Origin of the sequence: Alteromonas hispanica (assembly GCF_010500915.1) — a bacterium.
GTDB classification, from domain to species: domain Bacteria; phylum Pseudomonadota; class Gammaproteobacteria; order Enterobacterales; family Alteromonadaceae; genus Alteromonas; species Alteromonas hispanica.
The window spans coordinates 191,370-212,619 of sequence record NZ_JAAAWP010000005.1; the positions used below are offsets into that span (position 1 = coordinate 191,370).

The 21,250-nt window shown below is 43.6% G+C and carries 22 protein-coding genes and 1 riboswitch; of the genes, 13 read left to right on the top strand and 9 right to left on the bottom strand.

What is annotated here, in order from left to right:
• The first annotated feature begins 533 nt into the window (after positions 1–533).
• From ccoG to GTW09_RS10080, 5 genes are all read left to right on the top strand, one after another.
• Positions 534–1,964, top strand: coding sequence for a cytochrome c oxidase accessory protein CcoG (ccoG, locus tag GTW09_RS10060; protein WP_071978639.1), 1,431 nt, complete (start codon positions 534–536; stop codon positions 1,962–1,964).
• Positions 1,961–2,947: a serine/threonine protein kinase gene (locus GTW09_RS10065; protein ID WP_163111776.1), complete on the top strand. Its 987-nt coding sequence runs from the start codon at positions 1,961–1,963 to the stop codon at positions 2,945–2,947. The genes ccoG and GTW09_RS10065 overlap by 4 nt, the downstream gene beginning before the upstream one ends.
• 102 nt (positions 2,948–3,049) lie before the next feature.
• Positions 3,050–3,352, top strand: a riboswitch (cobalamin riboswitch).
• Between the two features lie 75 nt (positions 3,353–3,427).
• Positions 3,428–5,368 carry a TonB-dependent receptor plug domain-containing protein gene (locus GTW09_RS10070; protein WP_163111777.1) on the top strand — a complete coding sequence of 647 codons (1,941 nt, stop codon included), beginning with the start codon at positions 3,428–3,430 and terminating at the stop codon, positions 5,366–5,368.
• A gap of 225 nt (positions 5,369–5,593) precedes the next feature.
• Entirely contained in the window at positions 5,594–6,226 is a 633-nt protein-coding gene (locus GTW09_RS10075; protein ID WP_071978636.1) for a thiol:disulfide interchange protein DsbA/DsbL, read from the top strand.
• A 126-nt stretch (positions 6,227–6,352) separates the two neighbouring features.
• Positions 6,353–6,955, top strand: a complete 603-nt coding sequence (locus GTW09_RS10080; protein ID WP_163111778.1) for an HD domain-containing protein — start codon at positions 6,353–6,355, stop codon at positions 6,953–6,955.
• A 140-nt stretch (positions 6,956–7,095) separates the two neighbouring features.
• On the opposite strand, the gene GTW09_RS17760 is transcribed toward GTW09_RS10080, so the two are convergent.
• Positions 7,096–8,475: a DUF4397 domain-containing protein gene (locus GTW09_RS17760; protein WP_203565706.1), complete on the bottom strand. Its 1,380-nt coding sequence runs from the start codon at positions 8,473–8,475 to the stop codon at positions 7,096–7,098.
• Between the two features lie 189 nt (positions 8,476–8,664).
• Positions 8,665–9,657 carry a glycosyl transferase family protein gene (locus GTW09_RS10090; RefSeq protein WP_163111779.1) on the bottom strand — a complete coding sequence of 331 codons (993 nt, stop codon included), beginning with the start codon at positions 9,655–9,657 and terminating at the stop codon, positions 8,665–8,667.
• Positions 9,658–9,860: 203 nt separating this feature from the next.
• Between GTW09_RS10090 and GTW09_RS10095 the strand changes: the two genes are divergently transcribed.
• Positions 9,861–10,100 carry a hypothetical protein gene (locus tag GTW09_RS10095; RefSeq protein ID WP_163111780.1) on the top strand — a complete coding sequence of 80 codons (240 nt, stop codon included), beginning with the start codon at positions 9,861–9,863 and terminating at the stop codon, positions 10,098–10,100.
• A gap of 64 nt (positions 10,101–10,164) precedes the next feature.
• Here GTW09_RS10095 and GTW09_RS10100 read toward each other — a convergent pair whose 3' ends face one another.
• Both GTW09_RS10100 and GTW09_RS10105 read right to left on the bottom strand, forming a co-directional pair.
• On the bottom strand, positions 10,165–10,536 hold the full coding sequence (locus tag GTW09_RS10100) for a VOC family protein (RefSeq protein WP_071978632.1): 372 nt from the start codon (positions 10,534–10,536) through the stop codon (positions 10,165–10,167).
• Positions 10,537–10,754: 218 nt separating this feature from the next.
• Positions 10,755–12,320 (bottom strand): SulP family inorganic anion transporter, encoded by a 1,566-nt coding sequence (locus tag GTW09_RS10105; RefSeq protein WP_071978631.1) that lies wholly within the window; start codon positions 12,318–12,320, stop codon positions 10,755–10,757.
• Positions 12,321–12,648: 328 nt separating this feature from the next.
• Between GTW09_RS10105 and GTW09_RS10110 the strand changes: the two genes are divergently transcribed.
• Positions 12,649–12,936 (top strand): hypothetical protein, encoded by a 288-nt coding sequence (locus GTW09_RS10110; RefSeq protein WP_071978630.1) that lies wholly within the window; start codon positions 12,649–12,651, stop codon positions 12,934–12,936.
• Here the strand turns inward: GTW09_RS10110 and GTW09_RS10115 are convergent.
• The 4 genes from GTW09_RS10115 to GTW09_RS10130 form a co-directional block, all read right to left on the bottom strand.
• Positions 12,933–13,559, bottom strand: coding sequence for a nucleotidyltransferase family protein (locus tag GTW09_RS10115; RefSeq protein ID WP_203565707.1), 627 nt, complete (start codon positions 13,557–13,559; stop codon positions 12,933–12,935). The genes GTW09_RS10110 and GTW09_RS10115 overlap by 4 nt on opposite strands.
• 54 nt (positions 13,560–13,613) lie before the next feature.
• Entirely contained in the window at positions 13,614–14,312 is a 699-nt protein-coding gene (locus GTW09_RS10120; RefSeq protein ID WP_163111781.1) for a phosphatase PAP2 family protein, read from the bottom strand.
• Positions 14,313–14,437: 125 nt separating this feature from the next.
• Positions 14,438–14,758, bottom strand: a complete 321-nt coding sequence (locus tag GTW09_RS10125; RefSeq protein ID WP_163111782.1) for a BolA family protein — start codon at positions 14,756–14,758, stop codon at positions 14,438–14,440.
• Between the two features lie 24 nt (positions 14,759–14,782).
• A complete protein-coding gene (locus GTW09_RS10130; protein WP_163111783.1) occupies positions 14,783–15,454 on the bottom strand; it encodes an alpha-ketoglutarate-dependent dioxygenase AlkB family protein in 672 nt (223 codons plus the stop codon).
• Positions 15,455–15,668: 214 nt separating this feature from the next.
• Here GTW09_RS10130 and GTW09_RS10135 point away from each other — a divergent pair, with 214 nt between their 5' ends.
• Both GTW09_RS10135 and GTW09_RS10140 read left to right on the top strand, forming a co-directional pair.
• Positions 15,669–16,868, top strand: coding sequence for a methyltransferase (locus GTW09_RS10135; protein WP_163111784.1), 1,200 nt, complete (start codon positions 15,669–15,671; stop codon positions 16,866–16,868).
• A gap of 20 nt (positions 16,869–16,888) precedes the next feature.
• On the top strand, positions 16,889–17,509 hold the full coding sequence (locus GTW09_RS10140) for a peptidylprolyl isomerase (protein WP_071978625.1): 621 nt from the start codon (positions 16,889–16,891) through the stop codon (positions 17,507–17,509).
• A 157-nt stretch (positions 17,510–17,666) separates the two neighbouring features.
• Here GTW09_RS10140 and GTW09_RS10145 read toward each other — a convergent pair whose 3' ends face one another.
• Positions 17,667–17,804: a hypothetical protein gene (locus tag GTW09_RS10145; RefSeq protein ID WP_156844025.1), complete on the bottom strand. Its 138-nt coding sequence runs from the start codon at positions 17,802–17,804 to the stop codon at positions 17,667–17,669.
• Positions 17,805–18,012: 208 nt separating this feature from the next.
• On the opposite strand from GTW09_RS10145, the gene GTW09_RS10150 reads away from it, so the two are divergent.
• From GTW09_RS10150 to GTW09_RS10165, 4 genes are all read left to right on the top strand, one after another.
• Complete coding sequence (locus GTW09_RS10150; RefSeq protein ID WP_163111785.1) at positions 18,013–18,462, top strand: rhomboid family intramembrane serine protease; 450 nt, start codon at positions 18,013–18,015, stop codon at positions 18,460–18,462.
• A 167-nt stretch (positions 18,463–18,629) separates the two neighbouring features.
• Complete coding sequence (locus GTW09_RS10155; protein ID WP_239059341.1) at positions 18,630–18,977, top strand: rhomboid family protein; 348 nt, start codon at positions 18,630–18,632, stop codon at positions 18,975–18,977.
• Entirely contained in the window at positions 18,974–19,432 is a 459-nt protein-coding gene (locus GTW09_RS10160) for an acyl-CoA thioesterase (protein ID WP_163111786.1), read from the top strand. The genes GTW09_RS10155 and GTW09_RS10160 overlap by 4 nt, the downstream gene beginning before the upstream one ends.
• A 242-nt stretch (positions 19,433–19,674) precedes the next feature.
• Entirely contained in the window at positions 19,675–21,237 is a 1,563-nt protein-coding gene (locus tag GTW09_RS10165) for a hypothetical protein (protein WP_163111787.1), read from the top strand.
• The last annotated feature ends 13 nt before the right edge of the window (positions 21,238–21,250 follow it).

The following is a 21,250-nucleotide window of genomic DNA, read 5'->3' on the forward strand; positions in this document are numbered from 1 at the left end:
TAATGTCTTACATAGCCTTTCTAAAATAACCGTAATTGAATAGCTAAGTCTTGTTGAAATTTACGGCTAAAAAGCCACTAAAAGTTCAACTATTCGGTGATATTACACCATGTTCTCTACATTTAAGAACACTAATAGTAATACATCAGTATGGAAAACAACCATAGGTATATGAAATTTATCTTAGCTTGCCCAGCAAGCATGCTCAGATGGCTGCTGATCATACTGCACCGCAATTCTCATTAAATAAGCCTCACTAATTAAATAAACTTATTAAGAAAACTTTAATGCTATGCCCCACAGAGCATATAGCTGTTTGGTATTTTACTAACTACGCTTTTGGGTGTGTTGACCCTATTTTTGACTTATTTTAACGAAGGCATATTTTTCAATGAACATTTCTGAACTTTCAGTATTGACTGAAAGTTCAAAAGGACCGATCATAATGAGTATTCTTGATCTACATTAATTATGACATTCTTCTTGCTGTTATACTGCTTATGTCACTTAAAGATGTTAGCTAAGGTTATTTTATGAATGAACAGATACCGGTTAAAAACGTAACACCGGTAAAGGTCCACAAGCCAAAAGGTGAAGGTCAGGGGAAGCGTCACGATTCCCGCAGTCGTATTTATGTGCGTGCTGTGAAAGGCCCTTTAGAATCGTTTCGTCGCTTTTTTGGGCTTATCTTTCTTGGCCTGTTTGCCATTATCCCTTGGCTTCAATACAACGGTCAACAAGCTGTCTTGCTCGATATTGGCGAACAGCGGTTTACGATATTCTCGTTAACTCTGTGGCCGCAAGACCTAACTCTGTTGGCCTATATTTTTATTGTGTCAGCCTTTGCTCTCTTCTTTGTTACTACCTTTGCTGGGCGGGTATGGTGCGGTTTTATGTGCCCGCAAACTACTTGGGTGTATATTTACACTTGGTTTGAAGAAAAATTTGAAGGCCCGCGCAACAAACGCATGAAGCTTGATGAAAGGCCGATGGATGCCGATAAGTTTATGCGTAAAACTGCTAAACACACTGCATGGGTTGTTGTTGCACTGTTAACCGCACTGACTTTTGTGGGATACTTTACGCCTATCGGCGCACTCTTTATCGACTTCTTCACTTTCAATGTAGGATTCTGGGCTGGCTTTTCAGTTATCTTTTTTGCTGTTTGTACCTACGGTAATGCGGGCTATATGCGAGAAATCATGTGTACCCATATTTGTCCATATGCGCGCTTTCAGTCAGCGATGTTCGATAAAGATACCTTTACCGTATCTTACGATGCCACCCGAGGTGAAAAACGAGGCCCTCGCCCACGCAAACTCAGTCATGAAGACGTTAAACAGAAAGGGCTTGGCGACTGCATAGACTGCAATTTATGTGTACAAGTTTGTCCTACCGGTATCGATATTCGCAATGGTTTACAATACGAGTGCATTAACTGCGGTGCTTGCGTTGATGCATGTAACGGCGTTATGGAAAAGATGAATTACCCCAAAGGCTTAATTAGCTTTACCTCAGAACATGAGCTATCTGGTGGTAAAACGAATATTATTCGACCTAAGCTGGTGGGTTACTTCGTTGTACTCGTCATCATGATCGGACTTCTATTTGCGAATATCTACACCCGCAGTCCTGTTGAAGTTGATATTATTCGCGACAGAAACTCTCTATACCGCGAAACCAATGAAGGGCTTATTGAAAACGTATATACCATTAAGGTGTTGAACAAAACTCAACAGCGTCAAAGCTATACGGTTGAAATAAAAGGGCTACCCGATTATCAATATATTGGTAAACAAGAGTTTGAGGTAGAGGGTAGCGCGGTTTACTCAACACCGATATCGGTTGCAACAGACGCCTATAATCTGGAAGATACTGTCACTGACATATTCATCAGTGTTACTGTTACCGTAAATGGTGAGACGGTAACCGTTGATGAGCCAACTAAGTTTCTTTATCGATGACAGATTTCTCCTTCTCGGGCTTAAGCCCAGATACGATATTAGATGCCCTGGAAACCCAGGGCATTTTTCTTCAAAGCGGACTACTCGCGCTTAACAGTTATGAAAACAGGGTTTATCAGTTTATTGCTGAAGACGGCAAGCGCTACGTTGTGAAGTTTTACAGGCCAGGTCGCTGGACTGACGAACAAATTCAAGAAGAGCACAGTTTTGCTAAAGAGCTGGCTGACAATGAAATTCCCATTGTCGCCCCCATGGCACTCAATGGGAACACATTGCATCATCATAAAGTTGTTGATACCGACTACCGCTTTGCCCTTTTTCCCTCAGTGGGAGGCCGACAGTTTGAAAATGACAATTTAGATCAGCTGGAATGGATGGGGCGCTTTATCGGCCGAATACATCTAACAGCGCAGGCCACGCCATTCACTTCACGCCCCGCTATTGATGTAGAGAGCTATTTATTAGAGCCGCAAAAAATTCTTGAGCAGAGCGAGTTATTGCCAGAGGGTTTAAAAACCGCTTTTTTCGCTATTCTTAACCCTGTTATTGAAGCTACACAAAAAGCGTATAAAAACGTTTCTTCGCCTATACGTCTTCATGGTGATTGCCACCCGGGCAATATTTTATGGCGAGATGGACCTACTTTTGTCGATTTAGATGACTGCAGAATGGGGCCTGCCATCCAAGATTTGTGGATGATGCTAAGCGGCGACAGACAACAGCAGCTATTGCAACTTGACACATTAGTTGAAGCTTATGAAGAATTTCAGCTCTTCAATAAAGCAGAACTCTCGCTTATAGAGCCATTAAGAGCCATGCGAATGGTTCATTACATGGCATGGCTATCTCGCCGTTGGTCAGATCCGGCCTTTCCCCGCGCCTTTCCATGGTTTGCTGAAGATAAATATTGGGAAGGGCAAATATTAGCCTTGAAAGAACAAATGTCTGCACTTCAAGAGCCCCCGCTTAAGCTTGGAATGTAATCCCATAACGTGTTCACTAAAGGCTCTTTCTGCCGTTCCACGTCAGAATATAGCAGCTTGGAGTATATAAAGTCTTAAATAAAGGCTATATACTCCCCCCCGCGTAGGTGCCCATGAACCGGTGTCAGTTGGTTAACATCAACAAGATGCCAGTGATTGTGTTAAACGGGAAATCAGTGTGATGCTGATGCTGCCCCCGCAACGGTAATCTCAATACTCAACGAGTATGTCTTTTCAAACGCCACTGTCTATAACGTAAGCGCTATGTTTGCTGATTAGATGGGAAGGCAAAAGAGTTACAGCTCCTCAGATATGTTTTTATGCTAGTGATTTTATTAGTTTGATTTCAATTATGTGAGCGACTAACGAGAGAGCCCGGATACCGGCCTGTGCTTCACGGCTTAGGTAATGCTTTGCATTGCCTCTCGCTTCCGCTAAATCATGTACTCGGGTGGAGTACATAAGAGATTATTTTTGATTATGGACGTATCTTTTACACACACTGCATTTACTAAAGCTGCAGCAAGCGCAGCGCTACTTGCTTTTATTTCTTCAACACCAACATTTGCACAATCTACTGCTGACGATATAGAAACACTGACTGTCACCGGCACCCGATTACCCATAGAACTGACCAAACTTCCAGCGGCAGTATCGGTTTTAACTGAAAGCGATATTAAAGCATCGGGGGCCCTGCAACTTACCGAACTTATTCGCGGGTTACCCGGTGTAAGCTTGTCTCAATCTGGTAGCCCAGGAGGCCTCACAGAAGTTAGGGTGCGAGGTAGCGAAACCAACCACTTATTGGTGCTAATAGATGGCGTTATTGCCAATGATATTGGTCAAGGAAGCCTAATTGACCTTGCGCATTTAACTGCCGCAAACGTGACTCGAATTGAGCTTTTAAAAGGCCCGCAAAGTGCCCGCTGGGGAAGTGGTGCTATTGGCGGCGTTTTAAGCATCACTACCAAAGCCGGGCAGACGCAGCAACCTTCGAAAAACGTAAGCATGTCGGCAAGTGCGGGTACGCAAAGCACTTATAAAGGCAGTGTTAACGCTGCATCGCAGCATAATGACTTTGGCCTTAACGCCTACGCCAGCTACTTGCAAACAGACGGCGACAACATTTCTCGTGTCGGCAATGAAGACGATGGTTACAACAACCTTACAGCGGGTCTTAATGTGAGTTTTGAAGCCTCTAGCGAACACTTACTTAACGCGTATCTTCGCGCGGTAGATTATCAGAACGACTACGATGCTACCGACTTCCTCAGCACCGGCCTGCCGGCAGATTCAGATAATGTAACACGAGGCTTTCAAGTTAGTTCAAAGCTTAAGTGGGAGTATCAGCCCCACGATTCGGATTACAACTCAGCGCTTACTGCACAGTATCGAAAGGATAAGAATGATAATACAGCATCAGGTGACGATGTTGGGGGAACTACGGGAGAACGCGTAGAATTCAATTGGACCCATTTTTACAGACTCGATAACTGGAACGTGGCGGCGGGGGCTGAATATTTACAGCGGTTATTTTCTCAGCGCGGTCCTGTGGTATTTGGCGACCCTAATCAAGCGCAGCGAGATAAAACGTACAGTGCATTTGGGGAAGCAAGCGGGAACCTTGGTGATAATGTATTCACTTCTCTAAGTGCTCGATTCGACAACAACAGTGAGTTTGACAATGCGTCAAGCTATCGCGCCGGATTGACTTGGCAAGTCCACAATAACGTATCTGTTTTCACCAGTTACGGAAAGGCGGTTAAAACCCCCACTTTCACAGAGCGATTCGGATTTACGCCCGCCAGCTTTATCGGCAATGCTGACCTGATGCCTGAAAAAAGTGAAGAAATCGAGGTCGGTATCAAGACACGCTGGGAAACACTCTCGACACAGGTAAGCATATATAGCACCCAGCTTGAAGATGAAATAAACGGCTTCGTTTTCGACCCGGCCGCTGGCGCATTTACCGCGGATAACATTGACGGTGAAAGCCAACGAGACGGTGTAGACGCAGAGTTTAATTGGCGCGGGGAAATGGTGAGTGTTACGGGCTCATACAGTTACCTTAATGCGCAGCAAGATGTTGATGCTGTAAATACAACTGAGCTTCGTCGCGCCCGTCATCAAGGAGCTTTAACGGTTTCCTCCGATTTTGGGCTTGATAAATTCAGTTTTTATACGAAATTGACTTATACAGGGACGCGGTTTGATACATTCTTTCCCCCCTTCCCCGCACCTTCACAAACGCTTGCACTTTCGGCTTATACACTTACTAACGTTAATGTAAGCTACCGTATTAGTAATGAATGGCAGTTGTCGTTGAAGGTGAATAACCTATTTGACACTGAATACGAAGATATTATTGGGTATGTGGGTCAGGAACGTCGTGCTTTGGTAACCGTAAACTACACACCTTAACGAAGTATGTTGCTTAACTGTTGATATCGGCGCTTACACCACCTATTAGTAAGCGTCTTAAACTTCACTTTATGCTTGTTCATCAAGGGTTAAGTTTTACCTGGTATTATTTCGTTGTATTTTTTCGCTTGCTGGTCGTTGAAACTAGGGCACGCTCTAGTTAACGCATAAAGCCTGTGATAATCTTTTGAAAGTTTATATTTTTAATACAAAGGAACTTATTCCATGAAAAAGTTTGCAGTAATGTTTGTCATGGCAATGCTTTTGCCGTTAGCGGCTTGTGCTCAAGAGCCAGCCACAAAATGGAAAGAAGGTACGCATTATAAAGTCATTAATGATGAAGCCACTGATAAGCCAGTTATTACTGAATACTTCTCTTTTTGGTGTCCGCACTGCTTTCAATTTGAGCCAATTGTTGAACAAATAAAGCAAAAGAAAAGTGACGGTACTTCGTTTAACAAAGTACACGTGAACTTCATGCGTTTCACTGGCCCTGATGTTCAAGACGCGGCAACGAAAGCCATGCTTATTGGCCGAGCTATGAAACAAGAAAATGCAATGAATGGTGCTATTTTCAACTACATTCATAAGCAAAAAGCATCTATTACCAACTTGAAAGACTTGCGTAATATCTTTGTTGTAAACGGCGCCGACGGCGAAGAGTTCGACAAACTTGCAAAAAGCTTTGGTGTAAACAGCATGTTGCGTAAAAACCAGCAGCAAATCGATGAAAACCGCGAACACTTAACCGGCGTTCCAAGCTTTATTATCAATGGCAAGTATCAACCTACGTTCACATCTGACATGTCTTTTGATGATATTGCAGATTTGATTGTGTGGTTATCTGAACAGAAATAATTTTTCTTAATCGTTGTGCGGTATGTAAAACCGCGCAAGACGAAAGACAAAATGAGCGCCGTAACAGCGCTCATTTTTTATTGGCTTATGGTTTACTGAGCCGGTTTTCACTAAATAAGAGACGTTATGACACCCGTAGATTCGTTTGCAGACTTTATCTGTGAACTTGACAAGTTGAAGGCGGTAAAACGGAAAATTACCCTACCTGCTGATAACAACCGAGAAGAAAACTCTGCCGAGCATAGCTGGCATGTGGCTCTAATGGCCTCGATGTTAAGCCAATATGCAGCAAAACCTATCGACATCCAGCGAGTGATACAAATGATCCTCATTCACGATGTGGTGGAAATAGATGCTGGCGATATGTTTGCCTTTAACACTCAGCAGGATCACGCGGCTCAGGCTGAAAAAGAAATGGCAGCGGCAAAACGGATATTTGGCCTTCTTCCCCCACCGCTTGATGAAACTATGCTGCAGCTGTGGCTAGAATTTGAAGACGCAGCTACGCCAGACGCTGAGTTTGCGAAGGCTATGGATAGGGTGCTCCCCGTGTTTCAAAATATGAATGCCAAAGGTGGCAGCTGGACAACCCATAAGATCTCGCGTCAGCAAATAGAAAAGCGCAATGCTCACCTGAAAACCTGTGCGCCGGCCCTCTGGAATTATGTCAATGAGCAACTGGACATCGCCGTCGAAAATGCGTGGCTGATTGACTCAACTGCTCGCTAATGTGTACTCGCCCAACTCGATGCGATATGCAGACAGGCGCTGCTTGTAGGCGCCTGTCTGACAAGAGCTGATTTGGCGCACAACAGCAGCGCAAAATCATTTTTTACACCCTTGATAGTGGTGTATATCGAATTATATTTTTACTCAACAAAATCATCGGCAAGCAGCAACACGGGAGCGTCTCCTGCATTGGGTCCATTTACGGCAAATGCGGTGTAAAGCTTATTCGCTTGCAATGACAACACACCGGTTTCAATAACTTCAGTTTTACTTCCACTTGGTGTAACGGTCACAACATAGTCACCTGCACTAATCTGAGCATACCCGGTGTCGGCTAAGTCGCCGTCTAAATAAGGAATGTCGGTAAAAGCAGGGGCTACATCGGCAATTTCACCATCGGTGGTAAGGTAAATATCAATATCCGAGGTTAACGATGCCGCATGGAAAATGCGAACTTGTGCAGCGGTCGCCACTCGTCGTGTATTTTCAGTTATTAGATCCAAATCGATAGTAGCGAGCTCATTATTAGCAATAGCTGTGTAATATACCCCCGCCTCCAAACTTACGTTGGCATCGTCAATTGCCACAGTTGAGTTGTCGGATGCGACTGCAACATCAATGTTATAGTCACCCGCTTCCACGTTTAAGTAGTCGGTTACGTCGGTGTAGATCGCGCTGTCAAAAAGCTCAATTGTGTTGTTAGCGATAATATCCACAGCTGGAGCATCAGCAACGCCATGAACGGCTCTTAGAGCTGCTGGTGTATTTGTGTCTAACACTACCGAAGACGATGCGCCATTTGAAATAGTTAGCGCAACTGGAGAGTTTCCCGGGGCAACGTTACTGGTGGCTAACACCAAAAGCTCATTGTTTGCGGGTAATTCAATTGCACCAGAGTCGAACACCACTGTTTTTGTACCTGCAGCAGTAATACGTATTTGATATTCCCCTCCAGGCACATCAATGCTTCCAGAGTTTGCTTTGTAATCGAGAGTTGCATTTGCTTGAGCGCTGTCTAAATCGTCGTTGAAGGCCGTGATATACACATCAACTGCCGGGGCGTTTTCTGCCGCGTGTACCACTGTTGCTCGTACATTCCCCTCCGTTAACGTTTCACTTGGCTGAGCAAGTGTTAATAGCTCCAAAGTTTCATCCACTACGCTACCAACTGCAATGGCGTTGTAAAGGACGTCGGCGTCCGGTGATAGATCAAGACTCAATACTTCAACAGGCCCAGCAGGTGTATTCGCTTCTACGGCAATATCGTAGCTTGCCCCCGTATCAATACTTAAACTTTCTGATGCTTGTTGATAATCTACTCCCGTCAGAAACCCGAGTAGCTCGCCATTAGCGGTTACGTTCACAGTTGGGGCATCAGGGGATGCATGTACAATTCTAACACTCGCGGTTTCAACAACCTCGCTAACGCCATCATCGTCAGTGTAATCGTCGCTGTCATCGTTGCAGGCGAGTAAAAAAAGAGGGGTAAGTAGTAGTGCTAATTTTTGTTTGATATTCACAATTCTTCCTTAGTCACACGTGTGGAAACCGCAACCTTACGGTTTAGATGCTTAAGGTGAGCAAATAGGTGCATAACCTTAGTGAATGGTTACAGTGGAAGACGGCGAATTGGTTCTAAAATAATCGATTATTACGCACATTTAATAAGGAGTTTGTTTAGCTCTTATGCGTCGAAGCTACTAATTGCTTTAAACACTAAACGGCAGGTTGGCTTTATCACGCTCATGCCAAAGTATGTTGGCTTGCTCAACGGCATCTTTTACCTCAATGCTGCGAAGCAAAACTAAGTAGCTTGCCAATGAGCTAACAATAGCTTGCTCTCCATAATCACTGTTTGCCTTGTCATGCCACACGTCTAGCATATCGCTAGCTGCCATGTTTTTGTCTTTTAGCGCCCAGCGTTTAGCGATAACGGGCAACTGATATTCTTCCGTTTTACCATTTCGAGTAACAAACAACTCTGTTTCACGCTCGCCATTGACTTCAGGATCGCCGCCATCACCGCGAAAGCACAGGGCATCTATGTTCTCGTAATTTTCGTTCACCCTACAATGTTTGTGATCGAGGTGCATATGGTAAACCCCTTGAACACAGAATTTGGCGCCAGTGGGATTTAACAAGCGTGCCAGTGTGTTCGCGCAAGAGCGTAACCCAAACACCTCTCGCAACTTAATAATACTGTTAAGAGCAGGCAGCAGATATGATAAGTCTAAATAGGTCGCTCCCTGTGCATCGAGTTGCTGTTTTGCCTGGCTGATACTGTGTACCTCAGGCAAGCCTAGTAAGGGTAACGCTGCACTGGCATACAAACGGCCTGAGCCAGGTTCATGAGCACCGTGCAGCATTACTCGCATTCCATTTTTAACAAGCACTGCAACGGCAAGTAAATACCACGGGAGCTGACGGCGTTTTCCAGCGTAACAGCCAATATCTAGCACTGGAGCCAGAGTTTTTACTTCAGGCTCGATAAGTTCTCTGCACGCATCCACAAAGCCAATGACTTCTTCAGGCGTTTCTTCCCGAGTACGCAGTAACATTAAAAAAGCGCCGCGCTGATCGCCGGTGACTTTATCTGCAAGTACCATTTTCATGGCGTGATACGCCTCTTCGCGAGTAAGGCTTCGACCGCCCCGCTGGCCTTTTCCAATAATTTTAATGTAGTCACTAAAAGGTAGCTGCATGGTGTTTTAATTGAATCTCGATAGCGTACACAGTGAAAAGAGAATATCATTTTTTGCCCTTAATAAACCAATTTTAGCCTCTGACAACAATCTGTATAACCTTCAAACACCGTTATCTGTCTGTGGACGAATTACTATAAATAGCTTTAGCAAAATATACTTCCGCCGATACAGCTATATCACCGGCATAAAGGGCGTTAGACATGAACTACAAAAGATATTTTGACGGAAAGCAGCGCTTGACCAAGCAAGCATTGGTAAACCTAAACACATTGAGCGCTATGTTCAGAGGCCGTTCTTTTGACTTAGAAGCGGTGAATGAATACAACCGTTGGACAAAACGGTTTAATCAGGCCGTTACTCGAGCGGAGCAAGAGCGGGCCCTCGATGAAAGACAGCGCTTTATGCTAAAAATGATACAGGCGCCGCGACAGGCAGCTTAGGCTTGCTTGTGCTGTGTCCCACCAGTACTTTGAGCGCATTCTGAGCGTATATCGGTACGCCTAGCTAGCCGAAAAAGTTAAAACAAATTTTGTTACCATCAAAGTCCCTTACGTAAGCCGCATAAAACTTTCCTGGTACTCGTTGTCCTGGCGCGCCGTCGCATGTTGCACCAAGAGAAAGTGCTTTTTCATGCATTCTGTCTACTTTTTGCTTATTTCCCGGTGCGATAGAGAACATGTTGCCGTTGCCTGGTGACGGCTCTTTCTCATCCCATGGAATACACACTGCAACCATGGGCTCTTTCATCGATTTGCCGATGTATTTAATTCTATCCATATTCACCAAGCGCTTAACGCCAAAGTCTTCCAGCAAAGATTCGTAAAATGAGGCTGACTTTTCAATATCGCTCACGCCTAACGTAATGTAATTAATCATAAAACCTACCTTAACAAGAAAGTAATTAGTGATATGACTTACGGTGGCAAAATGGATATCGTTCAGTGAGGAATATTTAATAAAAAACCGCACGCGTTTGCACGGGTGCGGTTTTGTGTTTTTCACTTAGCTCTTATATGTCTCTGATGTGTCTCTTGCGTCAACATCAGCGCCAGCGAATGCCTTTGGGCAATTAATCAAATATGTTGATAAGAACCTTAGGCTAGCTTGTCTGTCGCAACGCGATAACGAGGGTCTTCGTTCACGTTAATCTCTACAAACTTATCGGCCTTGCGCAACAAGCTTCTGCACTCGTCACTGATATGACGTATATGAAGCTTTTTACCTTGTTCAAGGTACTTATCTGCAAGCGTGTCTAGCGCGTCGATACCCGATGAATCCCAAATACGAGACTCTTTGAAATCGATAACCACATCTTCCGGGTCGTTTGCGATATCAAATAAGTCTTTAAAGTGAGTGACCGAGCCAAAGAAAAGCGGCCCCTCTAACTCGTAAACCTTCCAGTCGTCGCCATCAATATGAGTTTTCACCGCAATGTGACGGGCGTGCTTCCAAGCAAATACTAAGGCAGATACGATAACACCTACCACTACCGCAATGGCCAAGTCGGCTATCACCGTCACGCCGGTAACTAAGAAAAGCACAAATGCATCTTCTTTGTTGACACCACGTACAATGCGGAACGATGCCCATTCGAAGGTAGCAATAACTACCACAAACATAACACCTACAAGAGCTGCCAATGGAATCATTTCAATAAGCGGCGCTGCAAATAGAATAAATCCAAGAAGCACTAATGCTGCGCTTATTCCGGATAAACGACCGCGGCCGCCAGAATTAATGTTGATCATGCTTTGACCAATCATGGCGCAACCGCCCATGCCGCCAAAGAAACCGTTAACGGTGTTAGCAACGCCTTGCCCGACACACTCTTTATTGCCGCGGCCACGGGTATCGGTCATTTCGTCAATAAGCGATAGAGTAAGCAGTGATTCGATAAGACCAACCAAGCATAAAATGATAGACGTTGGCAGCACAATCATTACCGTTTCCCAAGTGAAAGGCACCATTGGAATAGCAAAGGTTGGCAACTCGCCCGCCAAGGTAGCGCTGTCTTTTTGATCAGCAGGTAGTAAATCTCTTACAAAGTCGATAACCGTACGCGCTTCTAAATCTAAACCGTGCACTAAAGCGGTGACCGTTACAATAGCCACCAAAGACGCAGGTACGGCCTTGGTAAGCTTTGGCAGCAAATAAATAATCGCCATGGTGAGGCCTACAAGACCCAACATCCAGTACAGCATTGAACCCTGCATCCACTGCAACTCGCCAAGTGAGTTAACCACTTTAAACTGTCCAAGTTGAGCTAGGAAAATAACGATAGCAAGCCCGTTCACAAAGCCCAGCATCACCGGATAAGGCACCAAGCGTATAAACTTACCGAGCTTAAACACGCCGCAGAGTATTTGCAGCAGCCCTGCTAGGATAACGGCTGCAAAAAGGTATTGCACACCATGCTGCGCAACAAGTGCAACCATAACAACGGCCATAGCCCCTGTTGCACCTGAAATCATACCTGGTCTACCGCCAATGGCAGAGGTAATCAGCCCCATCATAAATGCAGCGTATAAACCAATCATGGGCTCTACACCGGCAACAAAGGCAAAGGCTACCGCTTCGGGGACGAGCGCTAAGGCAACAGTTATACCCGAAAGCACGTCATTTTTTACGTTGCTATCTTTACTGGTTATTAAATCGAACATGTTCTCTCAGAGTGTAAGACGTTTAAAACACAACCCCTTGTAACTGCACTTGTGTGTGCACCTAAGGGCTTGCTGGAAATTTGCTGGCGATTCTATCACCATTGTAGCTTAAAATCTTTTAATAGAATGTTAACCGTACTGCTCCCTCTTTCGAGCTTTCTCTTCTAGTCAATTGCTTATACTTTAGCCAGCGTAGTGAACTATTTGCCTAACTTGCTGACAAAACATCGCGAACATGGCATCGTGTAATAGGCGCACTGATTGGCACAGACGCGTCAATAACATTTGAATTCTCAGCACTTATTTCTACAAACAACTAGGAGTTAATGTGGTTCCCTATATCCTTACGATTTTATGTGTTTTAGTCGCAGGAGCGATACATTGGGTTTCTCCAAAGGCGTACTGGAAAGCAACAATGGTCTCTACCGGTGTTATTTTGCTTTTCTCTGTAGCCGCCCTTTTTATCTTTCAAGCCTCTGGAATGTTAGTAAGTGAACAAACGGGGGAAAGCGCCGACTTCTCAGGACAGCTATTAACCATTACCGTACTTATCGCCTTTTTCGGTTTACTTATTTCACTGTTTGTAGGCTGGTTTTTGCGGGTGGTAAGAAACTAAGCCCGTGGCGCGACCACTTTAAGCTGTGGCCAAATGTCACACCACTTTTTGTCTGTTACCCGTTTATTGAAAATCTCGTACCGAGGAAGTTTAGGGTTAATACTAATCTGCCCCTTAAAGTTATGTGCAAGACCAAAAGGCGCCAAAATATCGAATTGGTTTACGGTCGATAGCGCTATCGCAACGCAGGTTTCTCTCTCTATCCAATAGGAGATGGCATCCTCACAGTCTTTGTACGGGGCATGATCATGCAAAACATGCATACGAGCTTGATTCTTAACTTGCCAATTTACATCGGGCAACAAGGCATTAAGTTGCTCTTGGAAAGCTAAATCTTGTTCGCGTTCTCTGTTTACAGAATCGCTTGGGTTCAAAGTATGGCTTATGTTTGAAACAAAGCTTGTGTTTGAAACGTGAGCATCAAAATAAATAACATCAACATCGTTCAGGGGTGTAGAAGTTTTTTTGCCATGTAAATCATCCCATATGGCGTTTCGCAGAAATCCTGCTCCAATATACCCCTGCGGCAAAGCCAGCTGCTCAAGCGCCTGCAAGCATTCCATACGAAACGCATCGCCCTCAATAAGATGACAAACCCTTTGGTGATATTGCGAACTGCTCATATTTATCGAACTGCTTATCATTATATTGTGCACTTCATCATTTCAATCACTCAATTACTGTTCTTTTGGCTGCACGGGTTCTGTTTTACTGATGTGAAGCTTTTGCTTCCATTTAATAATATACAGGCAAATAGCAACCACGCTGCCACCCGCGAACCAGCCACCTAACACATCACTAGGCCAGTGAACGCCTAGCATGACCCTTGATAGCCCAATAGCAAAAACTAAAAATGCGGCAGCAAAATAGGTAAAGGCATTTACCTTGCGATGGGAAGAAAAGTGACACAATAGGTAGGCAAGATAAAAGTAAACTAGCGTAGATAGTGTAGCATGAGCCGAAGGAAAGCTTTGCGTGTAAACATCTACGTTGTGCTGACTCAGTGGCGGACGCGGTCTATCTATACCTGCTTTTAAGGCAAACGCTATACACAAACCTAGTAATACAGCCAGCGCAAACGTATAGGCTTTATTTCGCTGCTTATGCATTGCTAAACCAACCACTACCACGACAGCAACAAATAACAACACCGTATTACTTCCAAGTGCAGTGATATCTCTTAGCACATCAGCGACCCATTTAGGCGCGTCAGTATTCAGCTGTAAGCTAGCGTATAGCGCCTCATCCATCGACTGACTCACACCGAGATGCACAAAAAGCATCACCAACACAAAACAGGTGCCTAACAAAATAACCTGCACAGACGGTGTTTTTAGCATATCGATATAATGACCAACTTCACTGTTTTGTTTCATTGCTTACTTCCATTTATTTTGAAAAGGATGACTGCAAAAGGTCCTTTCACCGAAAAAGACTGACACCGAGAAGAACTGGCACTAATAAAGCCGGTCTCACATGTGTCGGTATTTTCTTATCTAATTTAATTATCTAATTTACTGCCGCCTAAACAATTTGGAGATGATAGCGGTTCGCCACCTCGCTTTATCCATTCTTCTTGCGTGTAAGTATGCAATGCTAGAGCATGTACCGGCCCTTCTAGCGCTTCTGCAGCCAATGCATTTATTTCTCTGTGCCGAGCAATTAGACGTTTTCCTTCAAAAGTATCGCTTACTACTGTTACCTTAAAATGACTTTGTGCTCCTTCAGGAACATTGTGCATGAAGCTTTCGTCTACCACCTCTAAATAGCTTGGTGATATCGCTTCGGTGATAGTCGACTCTAAAAAGGCTTTTACCTGCATAACTGACAAACCCTGTGAAAAAAATTACATTGAATTGGAGACGATTAACCGCCTAAACGTAAGGTTAATTCTACCATCTATTGGTTTTACCGTCTTCGCGATACCGTGTAAATAATGACTCTGCGTCGCTCCTGCCATAACTAGTAAGCTACCGTGCTCTAAAACATGCGTGTGGCGTACTTTCGTTTCTTTATGTTTAAAGATGAAAGGCCTGGCTTCGCCCAAAGTAATAGACGCAATGATTGGGTTAGGCCCAAGCTCTGGCTCGTCGTCAGCGTGCAGACTCATACTGTCTTGACCATGGCGGTACCAGTTGGCAAGCACGCTATTAAAACGCGTTTTACACACATGGTTGCAGCGGTTTCGAACATCAGTGAGTGTAGCTGTCCAGGGATTTGGCGGCATAGTAAGCCCAGAGTAAGTATATGTGCACTCCGGATCACCATGCCAGCTTTGCAACCGTGGTATGGGAATAGTCTTGCCAAACATACGCAGAGAATCTTGCTGCCACGGCAATTCGTTCTGCAGTGCCTTAAAGAAAGCGTCTGCAGTATCTGGGTTTAAAAACGCCGGATAGTAGATTACATCTGCTTCAGGCAGAGGCAAACGCATCGCTTTTTTTGGGTTTTCAGCGATGTCTAATTGCTCGAATAGCGAAAACTGCCTATCACCGCCTGTGGTATTGCTTGGTGGCATAAATCTATTTGACTTCCGTTTAAGGCAAGTTGGCCTTCTTATGAAGGCATAAATGCATAAGTGAATTACATTCGCGATGTCTGTATTTACGCAGATTGACGTAATCTGATCATGCTCTTTTGGTTCACGAAATGGTATTCTTTAGCCATTACTAATTCAAAAGCACGGTATACATTACTAGTTCATCGCTGCTTTTGTTATCAGAGCTTTTTGAATGAATACAGAATTTATCTTTGCAGATCGCAATTTGTCGCTAATTCGTTACCCTGAGAAACACCAGCATGTCAGTTTGCAGGCATGGGATAGCGCCGATGAGTTACTTATCGATCACGTAGAATCACTGCTGAACGACAATGTTATTTCACCAGATTCAGATAATACTGGGCTAATGATTTTTAACGATGACTTTGGCGCACTTGGCTGCTGGTTTGAACATCTTAATCCAACCTGGGTATCAGACTCTTATATTTCTCGTCGCTCTTTACAAGAAAACTTAATGAGAAATGCGCTTAGTTCAGAGCAAACTAAAGACATTAATTTTATCACCAGTGTAGATAGCTTAACCTTCTCTCCCGCCGTTTCGCCCTCTATCGTAATGATCAAAGTGCCGCGCGCGCTAGCCTTGCTAGAGCAGCAATTAATTGACTTAAAGCGCTATATTTCTGCCGACACACAAATTATTGCCGGCGGCAAAGCCAAGGCTATCACCAAATCGGTACTGGCTTTGTTTGAAAAATATATTGGCCCCACCAGCACGTCGCTAGCTAAAAAGAAATCGCGCTTGGTATTTTGTCGCCCCGATTTGGATATTCCTCAGTACCCCTCCCCTTACCCCACTAGATGGGAATGTAAAGGCACTACTGGCGCTAAAATGACTTTGGACAATGAAGCCAACGTTTTTTCTCGCCAGTCGTTAGATATTGGTGCTCGAATTATGATGAAGCACATGACCGTAAGTAGTAACGATACTGTGGTTGATTTAGGCTGTGGTAACGGTGTTTTGGGCATAAACGCATTAACCTTAGCGCCAGACTGTAAGGTGATTTTTACCGACGAGTCTTACATGGCACTAGAAAGTGCCCGTCAAAATGTGTTGAATAATCATCCAGACAAAATAGACCAATGCACCTTTATTGCTACCAACTGTTTGGAAAGTCTGCTTACCGAACCCAACACACCCGCCATTACAAAGATTTTATGCAATCCGCCTTTTCATCAGCAAAATGTGATCACCGACCATATTGCATGGCAAATGTTTATTGATTCTCGAGATTTACTGGTAAGAGGCAGACACTTAGTTGTGGTGGGGAACCGTCACCTCGATTATCACATAAAACTCAAAAAACTCTTCGGCGGCGTTGATATACTTGCCAGCGACAAAAAATTCGTTATTTTTAGCACCGCAAAGCAATAATTTTACTTTAAGGATTTCTTATGCGAGAGACTGTGAAAAAAATCTTCTCCAGCCTTCTTTTAGCCTGTGTTTTTCTTGGTACTAGCCCCATTGCCACAGCTAAAAAAGACGATGGTTCACAAATACAGCCAGACAACTATTACCCGCGGGTGAAAATAGAAACTACCATGGGTGATATTGTGGTGGAGTTAGATAGAAGAAGAGCTCCCATTACTGTGAATAACTTTTTACGCTATGTAGATAAACGGGCGTATAACGACACCATCTTTCATCGCATTGTTCCTGGGTTTGTTGTGCAAGGGGGAGGATATACCACTGACTTTAATGGCAAATCGAATTTTCCTGATATCTTCAATGAATCGGGTAATGGACTTACTAACGATTTACATACCATCGCCATGGCTCGTCAAAATGGACCGCATACAGCAAATAGGCAGTTCTTTTTTAACGTTAATGACAATGAAAGCCTAAACCCGGGAAGAGATTGGGGCTATGCGGTTTTTGGCTTAATTGTAGAAGGTTCGGATATCGTCGATGCTATGTCTGAAGTGGAAACAGAGTACTCAATTCGCTTAAACGCCAACAACGTGCCTATTGAGCCCATTGTTATCAAAAAAGTGACCGTGCTACCGCCGCTTTAGGCGCACTTTTTTTGCATTAAACGCGCTGCTCTAACCGCATTATTTTAACCGCGAATAATGCCGGTTTGCGGTAACCTTAAAAATACCTACACCACCGCCTTGGTTATGCAACTTCCCAAGGCTGGTGGCGTGTGAAGCGTTAGTTATCAAAGTTCCGTTAAATTCCCGTAAAGACGGTATTCATTAGATACACGCCAATCGATAGACACACCAAGCCTAGCGTGACCATGGGTACCATCATTGTCGCAACAACTTTTGCCGTTTCTTTACTCGTATCGTTTTTCTGTTTAGTCATGTCTTAGCCCTCACGAATTAGGCTTTAATTGTACGCGATCACGACCTTTCGCTTTAAGCGCTAAACCGCTGATTTTGAGACAATAATTTTTAACTTTTGTTTATGAAATGTTAAAGGTAATCGGCTAGTTTTTTCTGACAAGTGCTCATTGCTGCCATTAAGCCTACAGGAAAGTTGTTATTCTATTAATTGCCCATAAATCTAATTAATGAATACTACGTCACTCAAAAATAGCATATTAATCACCGCATTTGCCGTTGGTTTCATTTGGTGCTTTAAAGCTTTTGAACTCAACTTTAACGTCGACCTGAGTTGGCTTGGGGTTTATCCTTTAGCCCTGCATGGCTTGATTGGAGTCATAACAGCGCCTCTCATTCACGGCTCATTAGAGCACATTTTCAACAATACGCTGCCTATGTTAGTACTTGGCTCATTTCTCATCTACGGTTATCCGAAAACACGTTGGCGTGTGTTAACAGCAGTGTGGTTACTATCTGGTATTGGTGTATGGTTTTTTGGGCGCGAAAGCTATCATATTGGCGCCAGTGGTTTAACTCATGGTGTGTTTTTTTATTTATTCGTGGTGAGTATATTCCGCAGAGAAAATACCACTCCGCATAGATACTTATCCACTCAGCGAGACTTAAAATGTTCGTAATCGCGGCGTGTTACCGCAGGTATAGTGGTTCTACATCAAGGTGACACAACAAAGAGTACGGACATTTTAAACTCGCCCTTCGGGAAGGTCTGGCAAGCTCCCTAGCTTCATTCCGGGAATTTGAAAGGGAAGAGCCATTCCTGCATTCCCACGCTTTGCTAGGAAGCTTGCCAGCGCCTTCTGAGGGGGTAATTATCTATGCGGACTGGTATCATCGTTCAGTCGTGCTTATGATGGTTGCTTTTTTCATGTACGGTGGAATGACGATGAGCATATTTCCTCGCCAAGAGGAGATTTCGTTCGAATACCATTTATTCGGTGCTTTGGCTGGTGTTCTTTGTGCCTGTTTATGGCATTCGCTCGATCCAAAACCGACAGTTAAGGCATATTCCTGGGAAGTAGAACCTAAATCGGAAGACCCTGTTATAGGTGACCAGTGGCGTCTTGATGGGCAAGCTGAAGAAAATGAAGGGCGTAGACACACTGTGCCGAATGAAAAGGATAAACATGAATGACTAACGTTAAACCTAATGCATTTGAATTACTGCTAAGAGTTCGATACGCCGAATGCGACCCTCAAAACGTTGTATTTAATGCGAGATACGCTGACTACGCAGATTTAGCCGCAACTGAGTTTATGCGAGCGTTAATAGGTGGGTATCAAGCATTAACAAACCAAGGCTTAGATAATCAGGTCGTCAATCTCAATATATCATGGCAAAACTCAGCGAGATTCGACGATATTTTGTGCTTATCGGTGCATGTTAGCAAGGTTGGCAATACGTCTTTTACGATGCAAATTAACATGCTGAATTGGCAAACTAAACACGCTGTCGCATCGGCTGAAATTGTCTATGTGATGGTCGATTCACTTACACTTGAAAAGAAACCCGTACCCAATGAATTTAAAGAAACGTTATTAAAAGGGGCCCCAGGAAAAACGATGAACCTAGCAGGCATTGAGCTTTAATAGCGAAAAGAACCCAGCTAGAAAATTTACGCTCTGCTATACAGCAGCGCTATGTCAGCACCTTTCAATTACGTGTTTCGTCTTGAAGCATCACCTGTTAAGCTTAATTTCATTCCACATAGACAATTACTGAATAGGTAACTATTTATGTGGACTGATATAAGAAGCTAGGGAGGGCTGTCTATTCAATGATGTCGATTCAATATGCCTCTCCAATATATAAATTATCTGAGAGAGGTCTCATGAAAGCAGGTTACTGGATAGTTATCATTATTGTCACATCCGCGATAGCTTTTACCGTTGGGCGTAGTATCGAAAGTAATATTGGGCATATTACAGGGCAAGAAGTAACGCCAGACACAAATGAGGGCGTTAATGTAAAGAGCACGTCAAACAACCAAAAGTCGTCATCTAACAAAGCGATGACAAGTTATGTCGACAACAATATCGCAGACAACTCGCCGTCAAAGTCATCTGAGAGTTCCCCTAGGTCAATGGAAGATATTGTAGTAGAGGTGGGCGAGTTGTTAACAAAGATAGAAGAAAATCCAAGGGAGGCAACGTCAATTCTAAGGCTAGTTGCATTCTTAGAGAGGTTAACTATCGAAGAGCTTTTAGCGTTAGCCCCGTTATTCGAAAACAGCAGTGAGTCACAACGAAGTCAGCTAATTAGGTATATTACTGCCCAAATAATTGAGAAAGACCCCGGCCAAGCACTAGCATTTGCACAACGTTTCAACCCCATGCCAGACTTTCCAATGTACTTACCATTGATAAAGGCACAAGTTGCTGAAAAAAGACCTGATCTCGGATTTGAATATTTAAATCAAATGCTTAATCTTGCACCTGAAGACATCGATTTAAACGCTCACTCCGCTTTGCTCAATGTGCTGGCGAAAGAAGACTTAACGCTATTAATTGACACCCTCGCCCAATTTAAAGAAAAGGGGGCCGACCTTGAGAATAGTTTTAATTTGATGGGCTATGAGTTGGAAACAAGTGAAGAATATCTAAATCTATTTAATGAACTTAGACGCTTGGATGATATGTCGATACTGCATTCGGTAATGATTAATTGGGCAAAAACCTCACCCACTGATGTGCTTGAACGCTTAAATCAAATTGAAGATAACGCAGAACGCAAAGAATTAAGTAGAACTGTTTTTTACAGTTGGATGCGTAATTCACCGGAAATCGCTGCTGATTATTTTTTAGCGGAAGCGGCAAATAAAGTGGAAATACTTAAAGATATAATGCGGGCATGGCCAGAAGACCGAGCCTCTGATGCATTAGTATGGATATCATCGCAAAGTAATATTGATGCTAATCGCTATAAAATTGACTACTTGCAAGGTTTAAGTTATCTAAAGCCAAATTTTGTACTGGCTAATTTAACTAGCATCAATTTAGACAAAGACGAAGAAGTAGCGTTCCACCGCAATTTATACAATAGTTTTAAGCGCAAAAGTAGCAAAGACGCTGCACAGTTCCTAAATACCACTCCGTTTAAAGATGAGATACTCGGTATAGCAACAGAACAAGAAAACTCTGATGAAAACAGAGTCGCTAAGATTAACCAAGTCTTTAATAAATATTTTGATTTCAAATACAAGAAAGCGTTTGCGCTGGCCTTAGGTGCCAATGGTACCTACGCATACTCTTATGTGGTGAATAAACCGTCTCAAAATGAAGCGAACCAGCTCGCACTTAGTCGATGTGAAAAGTATCGCTACAGATATAACGTTGATAATGCGTGTGAAATTTATGCTGAAGGCGATGTGAAAATGTTTAATTTGATGCCATGAGAGCGCATTTGCG